The sequence below is a fragment of the Embleya sp. L77 genome, from assembly GCF_055557415.1.
Map to the genome: position 1 here is coordinate 2,259,016 of NZ_CM145710.1, position 16,515 is coordinate 2,275,530.

At 72.7% G+C, this 16,515-nt stretch carries 12 protein-coding genes and 1 pseudogene; 6 read left to right on the forward strand and 7 right to left on the reverse strand.

What is annotated here, in order from left to right:
• Window positions 1-13 precede the first annotated feature (13 nt).
• The gene (locus ACZOOI_RS39650; protein WP_465281661.1) at window positions 14-964 is read left to right on the forward strand and encodes a D-2-hydroxyacid dehydrogenase family protein; all 951 of its coding nucleotides are present in this window, start codon (window positions 14-16) and stop codon (window positions 962-964) included.
• 320 nt (window positions 965-1,284) lie between these two features.
• On the opposite strand, the gene ACZOOI_RS39655 is transcribed toward ACZOOI_RS39650, so the two are convergent.
• From ACZOOI_RS39655 to ACZOOI_RS39670, 4 genes are all read right to left on the reverse strand, one after another.
• Entirely contained in the window at window positions 1,285-2,076 is a 792-nt protein-coding gene (locus tag ACZOOI_RS39655; protein ID WP_465281662.1) for a class I SAM-dependent methyltransferase, read from the reverse strand.
• A 43-nt stretch (window positions 2,077-2,119) separates the two neighbouring features.
• Window positions 2,120-3,352, reverse strand: a complete 1,233-nt coding sequence (locus ACZOOI_RS39660) for an ABC transporter substrate-binding protein (protein WP_465281663.1) — start codon at window positions 3,350-3,352, stop codon at window positions 2,120-2,122.
• A 229-nt stretch (window positions 3,353-3,581) separates the two neighbouring features.
• Window positions 3,582-4,094 carry a roadblock/LC7 domain-containing protein gene (locus tag ACZOOI_RS39665; protein WP_391589867.1) on the reverse strand — a complete coding sequence of 171 codons (513 nt, stop codon included), beginning with the start codon at window positions 4,092-4,094 and terminating at the stop codon, window positions 3,582-3,584.
• Complete coding sequence (locus ACZOOI_RS39670; protein ID WP_465281664.1) at window positions 4,091-6,418, reverse strand: nitrate- and nitrite sensing domain-containing protein; 2,328 nt, start codon at window positions 6,416-6,418, stop codon at window positions 4,091-4,093. The genes ACZOOI_RS39665 and ACZOOI_RS39670 overlap by 4 nt, the downstream gene beginning before the upstream one ends.
• A 1,534-nt stretch (window positions 6,419-7,952) precedes the next feature.
• On the opposite strand from ACZOOI_RS39670, the gene ACZOOI_RS39675 reads away from it, so the two are divergent.
• A complete protein-coding gene (locus ACZOOI_RS39675; protein WP_465281665.1) occupies window positions 7,953-8,447 on the forward strand; it encodes a DoxX family protein in 495 nt (164 codons plus the stop codon).
• 31 nt (window positions 8,448-8,478) lie between these two features.
• Here ACZOOI_RS39675 and ACZOOI_RS39680 read toward each other — a convergent pair whose 3' ends face one another.
• The gene (locus tag ACZOOI_RS39680; RefSeq protein ID WP_465281666.1) at window positions 8,479-10,068 is read right to left on the reverse strand and encodes a PucR family transcriptional regulator; all 1,590 of its coding nucleotides are present in this window, start codon (window positions 10,066-10,068) and stop codon (window positions 8,479-8,481) included.
• A gap of 308 nt (window positions 10,069-10,376) precedes the next feature.
• On the opposite strand from ACZOOI_RS39680, the gene ACZOOI_RS39685 reads away from it, so the two are divergent.
• From ACZOOI_RS39685 to ACZOOI_RS39700, 4 genes are all read left to right on the forward strand, one after another.
• Window positions 10,377-11,951: a purine-cytosine permease family protein gene (locus ACZOOI_RS39685; RefSeq protein WP_465281667.1), complete on the forward strand. Its 1,575-nt coding sequence runs from the start codon at window positions 10,377-10,379 to the stop codon at window positions 11,949-11,951.
• A gap of 1 nt (window position 11,952) precedes the next feature.
• Window positions 11,953-13,101 carry a nitrilase-related carbon-nitrogen hydrolase gene (locus tag ACZOOI_RS39690; protein WP_465281668.1) on the forward strand — a complete coding sequence of 383 codons (1,149 nt, stop codon included), beginning with the start codon at window positions 11,953-11,955 and terminating at the stop codon, window positions 13,099-13,101.
• The gene (gene speB, locus ACZOOI_RS39695; protein WP_465281669.1) at window positions 13,098-14,060 is read left to right on the forward strand and encodes an agmatinase; all 963 of its coding nucleotides are present in this window, start codon (window positions 13,098-13,100) and stop codon (window positions 14,058-14,060) included. Before ACZOOI_RS39690 ends, speB begins: the two co-directional genes overlap by 4 nt.
• 296 nt (window positions 14,061-14,356) lie before the next feature.
• Window positions 14,357-15,328: an aldo/keto reductase gene (locus ACZOOI_RS39700; RefSeq protein ID WP_465281670.1), complete on the forward strand. Its 972-nt coding sequence runs from the start codon at window positions 14,357-14,359 to the stop codon at window positions 15,326-15,328.
• Window positions 15,329-15,996: 668 nt separating this feature from the next.
• Here the strand turns inward: ACZOOI_RS39700 and ACZOOI_RS39705 are convergent.
• Both ACZOOI_RS39705 and ACZOOI_RS39710 read right to left on the reverse strand, forming a co-directional pair.
• Complete coding sequence (locus ACZOOI_RS39705) at window positions 15,997-16,170, reverse strand: hypothetical protein (RefSeq protein ID WP_465284210.1); 174 nt, start codon at window positions 16,168-16,170, stop codon at window positions 15,997-15,999.
• Between the two features lie 104 nt (window positions 16,171-16,274).
• Window positions 16,275-16,418 (reverse strand): annotated as a pseudogene (locus ACZOOI_RS39710) (MerR family DNA-binding transcriptional regulator); the annotation flags it as partial.
• Between the last annotated feature and the right edge of the window lie 97 nt (window positions 16,419-16,515).

The window sequence follows — 16,515 nt, forward strand, 5'->3', positions numbered from 1 at the left end:
TCGGGGGTCACACGTGTTTCGGGTCGCGGTCATCGACGACTACCAAGGGCCCGGCGCCGCCCTCGACTGCTGGCGGAAGCTGCCGGACGACACCGAGATCGCGTTCTTCCCCGACCACGTGAGTGACACCGACGCACTGGTCGAGCGACTGGAGCCGTTCGACGCGGTGATCGCGATGCGCGAACGCACCCCCTTCCCCGCCGACCTGCTCGCCCGACTGCCCGGGCTCCGGCTGCTGATCACCACCGGAATGCACAACGCCGCGATCGACGTCGAGGCGGCCCGTTCCCGCGGTGTCACCGTGTGCGGCACGCGTCTGCTGCCGCAGCCGGCCGCCGAGCTGACCTGGGCGCTGATCCTCGAACTGGCCCGGCGGACCGGCGCGGAGGAGGCGAGCCTGCGGGCCGGCGGCTGGCAGGCCGGCGTCGGTCTGGACCTCGCCGGATCCACCCTGGGCCTGATCGGTCTCGGCAAGCTGGGCGCACGGGTGGCCACGATCGGCGCCGCGTTCGGGATGCGGGTGCTGGCCTGGAGCCAAAACCTGACCGCCGGGCAGGCCGCGTCGGTCGGCGGCGTGACGGCGGTGGACAAGGAAGTGCTGTTCCGCGAGGCCGATTTCGTCTCCGTACACGTGCGCTACAGCGAGCGGACCAGGTCCCTGGTCGGCGCGCGCGAACTGGCCCTGATGCGCCCCACCGCGTACCTGATCAACACCTCGCGGGCCCCGATCGTGGACCGGGCCGCACTGCTCGCCGCCTTGCGCGAGGGCCGGATCGCCGGCGCCGCGCTGGACGTGCACCCGGTGGAGCCGATCCCCGCCGACGACCCGATCCTGACCGCCCCGAACACCATCCTCACGCCGCACATCGGCTACGCGACCCAGGGCAACTACACCCTCGCCTACACCGACGCGGTCGAGGACATCGTCGCGTTCCTCGCCGGCGAGCCGATCCGCGAGCTGTAGGAGCCGTCCGGTCCGCCGAGCCGTAGGGGGCGTTCTTGCCGGTGGGCAACGGGCGTTGCGGCCGTTGGCGGGATCATCGGCAGGTGATCGACGGGATCCTGCACCGGGTGCGGACCGGGATGCGGTGACGTGACCTGCCCGAACGCTTCGGGCTCCACGATCGTGCGCACGTACCGGCGGGCGGCGAACACCGGGCCGAACCGCCGTGGCGGCGCCTGGTACTGCCCGCCGAGGTGCCGTCGGCCGATCCGGTGGTCGGCCGGACCGGACCCGGTCCTCGGTCGCCCCGCGGGCGAGGCGGCCGAGGACCGGACACCGTGTCAGCGCGCGTCGGGCTTGGTGCCGATCGTGGAGATCAGCCGCCAGCCGGTGGTGACCAGACCCGGTTGGGCGGCGACCTCCTGGAAGCGGTCCAGGAGGTCCTCGTCCATGCCCAGCTCGATCAGTTGCCCGCGGAGCTGGCGGGCGTTGCACGCGTAGAGGCGGTGTGCGAGGCCGGGGCCGGCGCAGTCCGCGTCGGTGCGGGTGACCCGCACGTCGGCCAGGCCCGCCTCGACGAAGGCGTCCTTGGTCGCCGCCGCCCACTCCAAGTCGGCGCCGCGGCTGCGCAGGACGGCGAGGACACCGGCCACGACCTCGGTGAACACCTTCTCGTCCGCGGGGTCGGCGCAGGCCAGCACGCGCGGCGGCTCGGGGCAGTACCAGTCCTCGATCACCAGGACGCCGCCGGGCTCCAGCACGTCGACCAGGCGCGACAGGATGTCCCGGCGCTCGGGTATGTGCAGCAGCACCAGCCGCCCGTGGATGCCCCGGTAGGGCCGGCGCGGCAGTTCGTCGGTGCGCAGGTCCAGCGGGAAGGTGCGGATCGGCGCGCCTTCGGCGGGCGCCGGGATCGGACGCGCGTCGAGATCGGTGGCGTGCACGACGCCGGTCGGGCCGATCCGGCGGGACAACTCGCGGGCGATGCTGCCCAGGCCGTGGCCGATCTCCAGCCATTCCTGGCCGGTGGGGTCGTCGAGCGAGTCCAGCACCATGCGGGTGCTGGGGTCGAGCAGGTCCTGCAGGGTCTCCAACTGGAAGGTGATGTCGTCGGCTTCGGCGAACGCGTACAAGAGCAACTCCTCGTGTCTGGACGATATGTTCGGGACGGCCGAATCAGCCGCCGAGGACGGCGAGTTGCTCGACCGCCACATTGGCCCGCTTGGGCCCGTCGTTGCGCACCTCGAAGCGGTACCACTGCTGTACCGGCGAGTGGGTGGCCGGGTTCAGCTGCATCACCCCGCGTGGACTGTCGATCTGTCCGACGTTGCCCAGCGCGGCGTTCACCGCCTCGGGGGTGAGCGTCTTCTTCTCGGCGCGGACCGCGGCGATGGCGGTGTCCAGCGAGCGCGCGATGTCCCACGCGGCGACCGCGTAGATGGTCGGGCTGCGGTCCGGGTGGCGCTGCTGCCAGGCGGCCACGAAGGCCCGGTTCGCCGGGTTGTCCAGGTCCGCACCGTAGGTGGCGAACGTGGTGATACCCGCTGCGGCGTCGGCCTGTGCGTCGAGTTGGCGGCCCTCGGTGAGCGGCCCGCTGCCGTACAGCGGGAGCTTGGCGGCCTCGGAGTTCTTGTACTGCTTGACGAAGTCGACCGCCGCGGTACCCGCGTAGAACGCGTAGACGGCCTTGGCGCCGCTCTGCGCGATCTTGTTCAGGTAGGGCAGGAAGTTCTGGGTGCCCGGGAACGGGGTGAAGGTGGTCTTCCCCTCCGGGTTGGCCAGCGTGCCGCCGGCCTTGGTGAACGACTCGGTGAAGCCCTTGAGTTGGTCCCAGCCGCCCTGGTAGTCCGGGCCGATCGCGTAGACCGGGCCGTTGACGTGTTCCTTGACCCAGGGACCGGCGGCGGCGCCGGCCTCGTAGGACTGGGTGTTGAACGACCAGACATGCGCGGTGAGTTTGGGATCGGGGAACTCGGGCCGGCCGGCGACGCCCATCAGCGCCGTGTTGTTGGCGGCCGCGATCGGCAGCACACCGGCCACGCTGCCACCACTGACGATGCCGGTGATGGCCAACACGTTCTGCTGCTTGACCAGTTCGGTCGCAGCCGGGACCGCGGTCGGCGGGCCCGCGCCCTCGTCGCGCACGACGATGTCCGCCTTGAGCCCACCGAGCTTGCCGCCGTGCGTGTCGCGGTACAGCTCCAGGCCGGCGCGGGTGTCCTCGCCCACCGCGGCGTACGGGCCGCTCGCGGGGGTGAGCAGGCCGATCTTGGCGACGGCGTCGGATCCCTTGCCCTTGTCGTTGCCGGCCGCACTGCCCGAGCACGCCGACAACACCAGGAGTAAGCCGGTGGCGATGGCCAGGGGGGTGCGGGTGCTGCGGATCCGTCTACGGGTGCTGCTGCGCATGTCCGTCTCTCTCTCGGCAGGTTCGGCGATTCGGGTACGAACTCCGGATGGGACTGCCGGCTGGGTCGCGCGACGACGCGGAGCGCGGTCTCGGGAACGCGGTCTCGGGGCGCGCGGAAGCCGGGCGGGGCGGATGCGCCGGGGCGGCCGGTGGGCCGGGCGCGCGAATACTCCGGACGACCGGGTCGGATTGCCGGGTCGTCCGGGCGGGACAGCCGGGTGTGTGGGGTCAGAAGACCCGGCTGGGAGCCGGCATGCGGGCGGGCTGCGGCTGGAGACCGCGACCGCGCGCGAGCGGGGTCAGGGACGGGCCGACGCGCTCCATCAGCGCGTGCATCGCCCGGATCAGGTTGCCGACGTCGGCGTTCCAGGTGGTCGCCACGATCAGCGCCGAGGGGTGTACCTGTCCGTCCGGGCCCGGGCTGGTGTTGCCCATGGTGAGCAGCAGGCCGTGCTCGGCCTGAGACATCAGCACGCTGACCGGACCCAGGCCCATCAGGTCGGCGCTGTAGTCCTGCATCAGCAGAGCTCCGGGCGCGCTGGAGGCGATCTTCTCGGCGTTCGCGATCCACGCCGCCTGCGCGGCCTCGTCGGTGCGGATCCGCCCGGGCAGCGCGGCCTGGGCGACCAGCAGCGAGTCGCCGCTGGCGGCGACCGCGTGCAGGACGTCGGGGGCGTGGTCGTGCACGAACTGGCGCATGAAGTCGTCGAGCACGCTCTGGTCGACGGCGGGCTCGGTCATGGGGATTCCTTGGGGGTCCGGGTGAAGGGCAGGTCGCGGGCGCCGCGCCCGAACGAGGCGGCGGCGGCGCTGGCCTGCGCGATGTCACGGGTGGGTGGGGCGGTACGACGGAATTGGGCCGCTTGCGCGGTGCGGCGTTCGCGGCGGGGGAGGCCCTGCGCGGTCAACTCGGGCGCGTAGTCGGCGGGCAGCGGGCCGCCGATGATCGGGCCGGTGGCGCTCGGATCGGCGCCGGCGGCGTACGGGGCGCTGCCATTGGCGGCGTTGCCGTTCCCGCCCGGGCCGTTTGCGCCGACGCCGTTCGTGCCCGCGCCGTTTGCGCCGATGCCGTTCGTGCCCGCGCCATTTGCGGTTGCGCCGTTCAGGCCGGATCCGAGGGCGATCGGGCGGGCGGGACCGGCCTGTGCCAGCGGCCGGGCGACGTGCTCCACCCGGCGTCGGTGCCGGCCCACCGAGGCGATGATCGTGTGCGGCAACACGATCTCGGCCACCGTGCCGCCGTCCTCGCCCGGTTGCAGTTCCACCTCGATGCCCAGCGGGCGGGCTTGGAGCGCGACCACGGTCAGGCCGGTCTGGCGCAGCGAGGGCAGTGCGTCCACGTCGGCGCGCAGCCGCCGGTTGAGCAACTCCGGGTCGCGATGGCCCACTCCCTGGTCCTGCACCCGCACCAGGACGCCCGCCTCGGTGCGTTCGGCGGTGATCTCCACCTCGTGCCGACCGGAGAAGCGAGCCGCGTTGTCGACGATCTCGCCGACGATCTGGGTCACCGCGCCGACCGTGTCGCCGGCGAGCGTGACCGACGTGGGAATGCCCTTGAACGCGATGTCGGGCAGTCGCTCGTAGTTGGTCACCCGCTGGGCGCCGGCGCGGACCACCTCGTACAGCGGGGTGTCCGGCCACAACCGGTTCGGCGGTTGCCCGCTGAGCACCGCGATCGAGTCGGCGAGCCGCTTGGTGCCCTCGTTGCCGTGGTCCACCTCGAAGACGGTGCCCAGCTGATCCACCGTCAGGTTGGAGGCCTGAAGCCGGTCCAGGGCGCTGCTGACCCGGCTGGTCTGCACCCGGATCCGCCGGGCGACGTCGCCGAGCGCGTCGTTGTACTCGCGCTGGGCCAGCACCAGCGATGCGCTGTGTTCGACCGTGCTGTAGGCGAGTTGGGTCAGCGCCCGCGCCAGGTCGGCGATCTCGTCGGCACCACGCTCGCGGTCCGGCTCCGCACCGAGCATCTTGACCGCGTACGCCCGGCCGCTTTCGTGCGGGGCCAGCGCGTCGCGGCGGCGCAGGTCGGCCTCGACCGCGGGCAGCGTCTCCTGGGTCATCACGGTGACCCGCTCGGCCAGGGTCTGCAGCCGGCGGTGCAGCAGTCGGCCGAGCCAGGCCGCGGCCGCCGCGGCGGCGAGCACCGCGCCGATGAGCACCGCACCCTGAACGCCGGCGAGCCACCATCGGTCGCCGGTCAGGTCGGCCACCTCGTGGGCGACGTCGGCGTCCGCCCGCTGCTCCACGGACCACAGCCGGTCGGCGCGTTCGGCCAGGGCGGCGCGCCAGACGTCGGCTTCGAGCGTGGCGCGGCCGAGTGCGTCCTCGGTCTGGGCGACCCGGATCATCTCGGGACCGGCCAGCGCCCGGGCGAGCCGGTCCCGCCAACTCGTGGGCGCGGTCACCGCGAAGGCCTCCAGGGCCTGATCGTGCGCGGCGCGGGCGGTGGAGGCCGCCTTGAGTACCGGGCCGCCCAGCGGGCCGGCGCCCAACGAGCGCAGTACGGTGACCTGTTCCTGGCCCAGCGCGGCACGGGCCTGGGCCAGTGCGGTGATCGCGCGCAGTCGGCCGGCGGTGCCGGTGGACACGCCCGGGTCCAGCGCGACCCGGGCGCGCAGGTCCACGGTGGTGCCGATCCAGGCCCAGTAGCGCACCGCCGCCGCGGAGGTGGCCACGCCCCGCTGGTCGACCTGGGTGCGCAGGCCCGGGAGGCCGCGCAGCGCGGTGTCCACGGCGGCCAGCGCGTCGCGTTCGCCGGTGGAGACGGGTTCCAGGTCGCGGCGGCGGTCCTGGTAGCGGCGTACGGCGGCCTCGCTCGCGTCGATCGCGGTGCGGTAGTCGGCGCTGGTGATCGGCCCGGGACCACGGGAGAGCAGGGTCACCGCGGCGGCACTCTCCGCCTGGAGCCGGCGACCCACCTCGCCTGCGTCGGCCGAGACGCCGACCAGATCGTGCGCGTGGTCGGCGGCCTGGGCCTGCTCGACCAAGGTCAGGATCGCGGATCCGGCGAAGAACACCATGCCCGCGGAGGGCACCACGACCATGAGGGTGATCAGGCCGCGCACCCGGGGGCGGATCCGGGCGGCGAGCCGGATGCGAAACGGCGGGCGCGGCGCGGAGGTTGCGGCTGTGGGGCTTGGGCTCGGGGCGTCCGTGGCGGGGCGGGTCGGGCCCGGGGGTGTGGGGCCGGGGTTCGTGCGGCCCGGATTCGTGGGGCCCGGGTTCGTGGGGCCCGGGTTGGTGGGGCCGGGGTTCGTGCGGCCCGGGTTGGTGGGGCCTGCGCCGTCGGGGCCGGGGGCTGGGCTCGTGTGGCGTGCGCTCGTCGGACCGGGGCCGAGGTCCGGGTCGGGGCCGGCGTCGGGGCCGATGTCCGCGGAGCCGGTGCTTCGGGAGCGGAAGGGACGTATCTTCATCCGCGTTCGCTCCCGGGACCGGGTCGGCGGGTTCCGGCGCAGGCGAACGGGCGCTGCCCGGAGGCGGGTTGCGCGCGGGTGCCCACCGGGGGGTGCGGGCGGGTGCTCGCAGCGGTACGCGCGGGCCGGCCGGCGTGCGCGGGGAGGTGCCGCTCGCGGCGACCGGATCGGGCCGCGTCGGCGAGGTGCGGGTGACGGCGAAGTAATCGCAACACGGGCTGGGATCCCTGAACGATGGTCGGTGGGAGGGGAGATGCGACGGCGGTGGACCCGAGGGGCGGCCCACTACCCGGGGCGAACGCGGTCGATCGGGCGCGTGGTCGGGGTCGGTCTCCGGGCCGGCCTCGGCCCGGGTCGGTGCCGGCCGCGCCCGGGTCGGGCGGTCCGAACGCGATCTGAGCGGCCGGTAGCGGCACTTCCGCTTCCGTTTGGGAAACGGTCCGATCGCCTTGCGCCGGTTGCCGATTCGAACCCGTCCGGGGTCTCGACCGGCGGCCGTTCGCCCTCGGATCATGGCTGACCGGGGGTGGGGCGCAGCGGCTAACCCGTGTGCGGGAACCGGCTCATCCGAGGTGAACTCCCGGCCGAAGCACCGATGTTCGCGTCCCGAAACGGCGTCCTCGGACAGCGCGCCGACCGTTCCGGGATCGTTCGGCCGCGAGCCTTCGACGCAAAAACGCCCATGAACGGATCACTCCTCGCAAGGGTGTGCGGGGTCGACCAGGAAACGCCCGATCGCTGGTAGGGCAACTGTTCGCATCGGTGCGCACACACACTGTCCCTGCGAATCCACCGAACGTCAAACGAAACTTGGGTGTCGTTGTGACCCTGTTGCAACTCCCACTTCGAGTGCCGGCACCACGATCGGCACTTGATCGGCACTTGATCGGCGCTCGGTCGGCGCCCGATCGGCGCTCGGTCGCCCACCGCGTCCGGCGCTCGGTCGGCACCGCGTGCGGCACTCGGTCGGCACCGCGGCGGTCACTCGGCCGGTGCCCGATCGGTACTCGGTCGGCACTCGGTCGTCAGTCGGTCGACGAAGGGTGCTCGGTTCGCCCGATGGTGTCCACTCGGGCCGCTTGCCACTTTGTGCCGGTTGCGGAGCGCGCCATTGTCCGTTCGCGGGAGGGCTGTCGAAACTGGTCTGGACCAATCTCCCGCATTCCGTCCCCCCAGGAGCCGTCCGATGTCACCCGTTCCGCACGCCGTCATCGAATCCGCCAAGCCCCATGTACTGGGCCTGTTCCGTATCGTCGTCGGGCTGCTCTTCACCTGCCACGGCACCGCCTCGTTGTTCGGCTTCCCGGACAGCGGACGGGGCACCCTCTCCGCCGGCACCTGGCCCGGCTGGTACGCGGCGGTCATTCAACTCGTGGGCGGCGGCCTGGTGTTGCTCGGCCTGGGCACCCGGGCCGCCGCGTTCGTGTCGTCCGGATCGATGGCCTACGCCTACTTCACCGAGCACCAGAAGCTCGACCTGTGGCCGATCCAGAACGGCGGTGAGGCATCCGTGATGTTCTGCTGGTCGCTGCTGCTGATCGTGGTGTTCGGCTCGGGCAGTTTCGCGTTGGAGCGGCTGTTGGTGCGTGGCGGCGCCGACACCTCGACCGCCCCGACGCCGTCGACCCCGTCGTCCGGGTCCAGGCCGGCCTCGCACAGGGTGCGCAGGGTCGTCGGGTAGCGATGGGACGGCGCCCGAGGACGGCGCACGATCAGCTCGGACTGTCGCGGCGGATGCGGGCCGCCAGCCACAGATCGAAGCGATCGTCGCCGTCCTCCGGGCGCCGGCCGGTCAGTCGCATGGCCTTGTCCACGCGATTGCGCACGGTATGCCGATGCACGTCCAGGCGGCGACTCGTCTCGTCCCAGGAGCCGCCGGTCTCCAACCACGTGGCCAGCGTCGCGACCAACTCGCCGCCCGGATCGGCCGCGTCGATCGGTCCCAGCACCGCGTCCGCGTAGCCGGCGAGCGTGCGAGCGTCGGCCAAACCCAGCAACAGTCTGCTCGCGGCACCGTGCCGGGCCTCCACCGGTTGCCCGGCGGCCCGGCTCACCGCGAGCAGGCTGCGTGCCTGGCGGATCGAGGACCCGGCCGCCTCCGGCCCGGTCGCCGGACCGATGCCCGCCGGCCGGCCGGGCGCGAACCGGCCCAGCACGGCCCGTACGTCCAGCTCCGCACCCGACACCGCCTCCACCGCACCGCCGGCCACCCGGACCAGACCGCCGGGCAGGGCCAGGGCCAGGTCGGCGGCGAGTTCGGCGAGGTCGGCCTGCGCGGTGTCCGCACCCGCCGGGTCCACCCGCGCCGGATCGGCGGCCGGGCCCACCACCACGCCGCGCACCTGGTCCGCCGCCAGTCCCGCCGCGGCCAGCACGTCACGCGCCTGCTCGGCGGTGGTGCCCGGGGCGAGCAACCGGCCGAGCAGCGCGGCCCGCCGGCGGCGGCCCGGCTCGTCGGCCAGGTGCCGGCGCTCCAACTCCAGGGACAACAGCGACACCAGGCCGGACACCAGCAGCCGGGCCGCCGACTCGACCGGACCGGCCAGTACCAGCAGCCCGCGCAGCCGCCGGGCACCCAGGGGCTGCACCTCCAGCCGCACCCCCTCCGCGTCGCTGCTGCTCCCGCTGCCGTGCAGACCCCGCGCGGCCACCCGGCGGATCAGGTCGGCGCTCGTTGCCAGCAGCGCCACCGCGTCCGCCGAGCCGTCGGCTCCCGGCGCCTCGGGCGGCCCGGCCAGACTGTCCGCGACCAACCGGCCCACCGGGTCCGCGACGATCGCGTCCACCCCGGTCGCCGCCCGCCAGGCGCGCAGCGTGGCCAGCACCCCGTTGTCGGAGGCGGCGGCGGTGGTCAACCGGCGCTGGGCCTCGAACGCGTGCTCCAGGGCCAACCGCTGCCGGGCGGCTCTGGCCTCGAACACGGCCTTGGTGACCGCGATGAAGGGCACCTCGTCGGGAACGGTGAGCAGGGGCAGGCCGGCCGCCCGGGCGGCCCGGATCAGCGGTTGCGGCGCCCGCTGGTGCGGCAGCTCCCGGCCCAGGCCCAGCACCAGGGCACACGCGCCCGCGCCCGCGACGTCGCGCACGTACGCGGCGCAATCCGCATCGGTCATCGGCAGCAGCAGGCCGATCGTCATCAGCAGCTCGCCGCCCTGGAGCCAGTTGCCCGGGGTGAGCAACTCGGACACGTGCGCGGCCTCGACCCGCCGATCCAGAAGCTCGGCCCCGGAGACGACCGCCAGGTGCAGGTCGGGCAGGGCGACCAGGTCGGCGATCCGCAACATGCCGGAGAAATCGGGCATCGTGGATCGAGTGGAGGGCACGGTGGCGGGGGGAGCGGTCGGCGGGGGTGGGGGCGAAGCGGGTGCTGGCGACGACGGTGGTGTGGGCGACGGGGGCATGGACATAGTGTCCACCCATCCGGATCAGATTCGACATGATATCGATCGTTTACGGTTGTTAACCGGGCGTACCTTCAAGCGTCACACCACAGACCACGCGTCGCCCTACCGACCACGCGTCGTCCCACCGACCGTCGTCCCCGGCGCGTCGACCGCGCCGCGCAGGACACCGGGCCGGCCGCGTGGGACACCGGACCGCAGGAGAGCCCATGGACGCCATCAGGCCACCGCGCGCGGCCCCCGCCACGGGCGGCTCCGCCGCCCGCTCCACCGTCGGCGCCCCGCCGCCCGGCCCGGTCACCGCCGGCCTGCGACCCGATGCCGCCGGGCGACCTGACGCCGGGCGACCCGACGCCGCCGGGCGCGCGGGCGGCGTGGCCATCGAGACCCGGTCGATCGACTACGTCCCGGCTCGGGAGCGGCACGGCAAGGTGTGGCACCAGGGGCCCTTCTGGTTCACCGGCAACTTCGTGCTCACCACGATGGTCACCGGCTTCATCGGGCCCGCCCTCGGCCTGGGCCTGGGCTGGTCGGTGCTGGCCGTGGTGCTCGGCGCCTGCTTCGGCACGTTCTTCATGGCCTTCCATGCCAACCAGGGCCCGCGGATGGGCCTGCCGCAGATGATCCAATCCCGCGCCCAGTTCGGCATCCGCGGTGCGATCGTCCCGTTCGTCGCGGTCGTGTTCGTCTACGTCGGCTTCAACGTCTTCAACGTGGTGCTGGCCACCCAGGGCCTCCAGACCGTACTGCCCGGCGGCTCGACGCTGTGGTACGCGGTGCTGATCTCGATCGCCATCGTGCTCGCGGTGGTCGGCCACGACCTGCTGCACCTGGTCCAGCGCTGGCTGACGTACGCGCTGATCGCCGTCTTCGGCGTGCTCAGTGTCGGCGCGATGGTCAACCTCGACGTGGCCACGCCCGCGGGCGGCGGCATGTCCTGGACCGCGTTCCTGGTGGTCTTCTCCGGCGCGGCCGGCTACCAGATCAGCTACGCCGTCTACGTCTCCGACTACTCCCGCTACCTGCCCGCCGACGTACCCGCCCGCAAGGTGATCTGGTGGACGTACGCGGGCGCCGCCGGCTCCGCCGCCTGGCTCATGTCGCTGGGCGCACTGCTCGCGTCGGCGCTGCCGGACCCGGACGCGATCGGCGCGGTTCGTCAAGTGGGCAACGACATCGTGCCCGGCTTCGGCACGTTCGCCGTGCTGGTCTCCTCGCTCGCGCTGATCAGCATCATGGCGGTGAACGCGTACGGCGCGATGCTCACCACGACCAGCGCGATCGACGCCTTCCGTCCGGTGCGGCCGACGGTGCGGGTGCGGGTGGCCGGGATCGTGGCGATCGAGGCGATCGTCTTCGTGGTCGCGATCGTGCTCCCGGACGACTACCTGGGCAGCTTCAACGACTTCGTGCTCATGATGCTGTACTTCCTCATTCCGTGGACCGCGGTCAATTTGGTCGACTTCTACCTGGTTCGTCGCGGCCACTACGCGGTGACCGCGATCTTCGACCCGCGCGGCATCTACGGCCGTTGGTCCTGGCGCGGTCTGACCGCCTACACGGTCGGCTTCGCGGCGATGATCCCGTTCTTCAAGACGAGCTTCTTCACCGGCCCGGTGGCCGACGCGCTCGACGGCGCGGACCTGTCCTTCGTGGTCGGCCTGTTGGTCGGCGGCGCGCTGTACGCGTGGCTGTGCCGTGACCTGGACCTGACCGCCGAACGGGCCGCGGAACGCGCGAGCGAGGCCGAACTCGAAGGCGCGGACGCGCCGTTGGGGGTGTGACGTGACGGAGACCCTGGTCGCCTGCGCACAACTCGCGCTGTCCGTGGGCGACGTGGTGGGTAATCGCCGGGCCGCGCTGGCCGCGATCGAACGCGCCGCGGCGGCCGGTGCGGACGTGCTGGTGCTGCCCGAACTGGTCAACAGCGGCTACGTCTTGCGCGATGCAGCCGAGGCGGCGGCGCTCGCCGAGTCGGTGGACGGGCCGACCGTGACCGGCTGGGTCGAGGCGGCCCGGCGACACGACCTGATCGTGGTCGGCGGCTTCGCCGAGCGGGACGCCGACGGGGCGATCCGCAACTCGGCGGTGCTGGTCGATCCGAGCGGGGTACGCGCCTGCTACCGCAAGGTGCATCTGTGGGGCCGCGAGGCGGAACTGTTCGTCCCGGGCCACGAGTTGCCACCCGTGGTGGAGACGGCCGCGGGTCGGATCGCGGTGTTGGTCTGCTACGACGTGGAGTTCCCCGAATGGGTGCGCGCCGCGACGCTGCGCGACGCGGACCTGCTGTGCGCGCCGGTGAACTGGCCGTACGCTCCCAGGCCCGCCGGCGAGCGGCCCGCGGAGGACATCCGGGTGCAGGCCGACGCCGCGGTGAACCGGGTCTTCATCGCCGCGTGCGACCGGGCCGGCCCCGAACGCGGCACCTCGTGGGTCGGCGGCTCGATCATCGTCGACCCGGACGGCTTCCCGCTCGCCGGCCCGCCCGCCGAGGACGCCGAACACCTGCTGCTCGCCCGCTGCCGGCTCACCGACGCCCGGGACAAGCGAATCGGCGCACACAACGACGTGTTCGCCGACCGCAGACCCGAGCTGTACGGGTCGATCCTGACTCCCACGGCCGACCGTGGGGCGGCGCCGGGCGATCGCACGGGCGTGGCTTCGGGCGATCCGGCTGCCGGCGTGGCCTCGGATGGCCGCGCCGGCGTCGTCTCGGACGGCGCCGTGGCCGCGGGCGCGCGTGCGGGCGAGGGTTCGAACGACGCCGCGGGTTCGAACAATGCTGCGGGTTCGAATGACGCTGCGGGTTCGAACGATGCTGCGGGTTCGAATGACCTTGCCACTGCTGCCCCGAACGACCGTGCCGTCGCTGCATCGGAAGACCGCACCACCACAGTCTCGAACGACCGCACCACCGAAAGGACCGAGCGATGACCGGCGCTCCTCAGGGCCCCATCGACGCCACGCGCGTACCGCGCTTCGCGGGACCCGCGACCTTCGCGCGCCTGCCGCGCGCCGACGAGGTCGAGCACGTGGACGTCGCGGTGGTCGGAGTTCCGTTCGACAGCGGCGTCAGCTACCGACCCGGCGCCCGATTCGGCCCCGCGCACGTACGCGCCTCCTCCAAGCTGCTGCGGCCCTACAACCCGGCCCTGGACGTCTCGCCGTTCGCCGAGCAGCAGGTCGCCGACGCGGGCGACATCGCGGTCAACCCGTTCGACATCGGCGCCGCGATCGCCGACCTGGAGCAGGCCGCGCGCGCGTTCTCGACGCGCGGTACCCGGCTGTTGACCATCGGCGGCGACCACACCATCGCGTTGCCGCTGCTGCGCGCGGTGGCCGCCGAGCACGGCCCGGTCGCCGTGGTGCACTTCGATGCGCACCTGGACACGTGGGACACCTACTTCGGCGAGCCGTACACCCACGGCACGCCGTTCCGCCGGGCGTCGGAGGAGGGTCTGCTCGACCCGACCCGCTGCCTGCACGTGGGCATCCGCGGACCCCTGTACGGCCCCGACGACCTGCGCGAGGACGGCGTGTTGGGCTTCCAGGTCGTGCACAGCGACGACTACCAGGACGCCACCGTGGCCTCCGTCGTGGAACGCATGCGCCGCCGACTGGGCACCGGACCGGTGTACGTCTCGGTCGACATCGACGTGCTCGACCCGGCCCACGCACCCGGCACCGGCACCCCGGAGGCGGGCGGCCTGACCAGCCGCGAACTGCTCAACACGCTACGCGGACTGGTCGGCCTGGACGTCGTCGGCGCGGACATCGTCGAGGTCGCGCCCGCCTACGACCACGCCGAACTGACCGGCATCGCCGCCGCGCACGTGGGCTACGAATTGTTGTCCGTGCTCGCCCGCAACCGCCGCGACGGCCTGCCGGGCTGACCGGACGCACCCTCGGGCCGGCCCCTGCGCGAGATGCGCGGACGCGCCCGTACGCGGCGACCGCTCACGGGGGCGGTCGCCGCGCGGGATATCTTCGTGATCGTCGCGTCGCTGTGGGCGCGGCGGGCGCCATTGGGTGGGCGGCTGGGCGGCTTGTGCGGCCGGGCGGTCGCGCCGTCGAACGGTCCGCGCGGTTCGCGCGGTCCGCGCGGCCGGTGTACGGCGAATTGCCGGTACCCGGCGGGCGGTACGAAGGTACGAGGCGTTGCAAGGGTGTGGGAAAGGGACGGCACGGGATGAAGTACGTAAAGCTCGGCAACACGGGGTTGGACGTCTCGCGAATCAGTCTCGGCTGCATGAGCTACGGCGTGCCGGAGCGCGGCACGCACCCCTGGACGCTGCCCGAGGAGGCGGCCCGGCCGCTGATCCGGCAGGCCGTCGAGGCCGGGATCAACTTCTTCGACACGGCGAACGTCTACTCGGACGGCACCAGCGAGGAGATCGTCGGCCGCGCCCTGGGCGAATTCGCCCGACGCGACGAGATTGTGATCGCCACCAAGCTCAACGGCCGGATGCGGCCCGGACCCAACGCGGCCGGCCTGTCCCGCAAGGCCGTGCTGACCGAGATCGACAACTCCCTGCGCCGGCTCGGCACCGACTACGTGGACCTGTACCAGATCCACCGCTGGGACGTCGCGACCCCGATCGAGGAGACACTCGAAGCACTGCACGACGTGGTCAAGGCGGGCAAGGCCCGCTACATCGGGGCTTCGTCGATGTACGCATGGCAGTTCGCGAAGGCCCAGTACACCGCCGAGCGACACGGCTGGACGAAATTCGTCTCGATGCAGAACCACCTCAACCTGCTCTACCGCGAGGAGGAGCGGGAGATGTTGCCGCTGTGCGCCGACCAGGGGGTGGGCGTGATCCCGTGGAGCCCGCTGGCCCGGGGCCGGCTCACCCGCGACTGGGGCGCGGACAGCGCACGCAGCGAGACCGACGAGTTCGGCAAGACCCTGTACGGCGAGGCGGACCGGCCGATCGTCGAGGCGGTCGCCGCGATCGCCAAGGAACGTGGCGTATCGCGCGCCCAGGTGGCCCTCGCCTGGCTCGCGACGCGCCCCGGCGTGACCGCGCCGATCATCGGTGCCGGCAAGCCGACCCACATCGAGGACGCGGTGGCGGCACTGTCACTGACCCTGACCGAAGCCGAGATCGACCAACTCGAACGCCCCTACACCCCCCGCCCGGTCGCAGGCTTCGCCTGACCCGAAGCGACGGCGCCGCGAGCAGGCACACCCCCGCAGCCCCGCCGCTCTGGGATGTGAGCGGTGCTCTCGGGTGTGTGCGGTGCTCGCGTCCGTGTCCACTGCTCTCGGGCGGGTGCGCCGCTCTGGGGTGAGGGCGGTGCTCTCGTCTGTGTTCGCTGCTCTGGGGTGCGTTGCGCTGCTCTGGGTTGTGTGCGGTGCTCTCTGGTGTGTGCGGCGCTCGCGTCTGTGTTCGCTGATCTGACCTGCGTGCGGTGCTCTCGGGTGTGTCCGCCGCTCGCATTTGCGTCCTCGTTCTGACCTGCGTGCGCTGCTCGTGAGTGCGCCAGCTGTGCCGTGCCGCCGGTGCGGGGCAAGCGCGGGTGGCCACGGCGCCGCCGCGACGTGGTGCTGGGCGACCGCAGCCACGACCACGACAAGTACCGCCGCCGCCCGGTCTGGGACTCTCGGAGTCGAACCACTGATCACCCGCCGTGGCACCGAGCACCGCTCCGGCCCGGTACCCAGCCCCGGGTCGTAGAGCGCGCCTTCGCCCACCTGCACCGGTTCGGTTCCGCCGCCTGCGCATCCGCTGGGACATACGCGACGACACCCACGAAGCCTTCCTCACCCTCGGGAGGCGCACTCGTCTGCCGGCGACGCGCCTGAGGTCGATGCGGCCGTAGTCCTCACTGCAGGTGGGAGCAGTCGGAATCAGGGTCCCGCACGATGGCGATCACTTCGTCGAGCTGGTCGTGCACAGCGAGCAGGCCGGTGATTCGCTGCCGCGATGCGGACACGCTCGGCCACCATCGGTCCAGGAGTGCCGGCTGCGCCTCACCCGAGTCCACGCGCGGCGGCACGTCGCGGACCACTCTGCTTGGGAGGCCCGCAGCATGCGCCTATACAGCTGTGGGATAAGGCGGCCTCGGCGGACGGCGGCGTCCGGGTAAGGCCGCCGGCCGCCGGGACTGCGGCACGCCTGGCCCAGATGATCCCGATCCTCGTAGTGGCGCAGCGCCCGGACGCTCACGCCCGCCTTGGCGGCGGCCTCACCGATGCGCACCCGTTCTCCTCGGTTCGGACGGCCCGCCCGACTTGCACCTGACACCAATGTCAGCTCTTAGCGTAGGGGGGCGTCGGCGCCCGCCGGACATTCACCCCACCGATCTCACGTCTCACGAACGGCCGGTTCAGGCCGCGTGGAA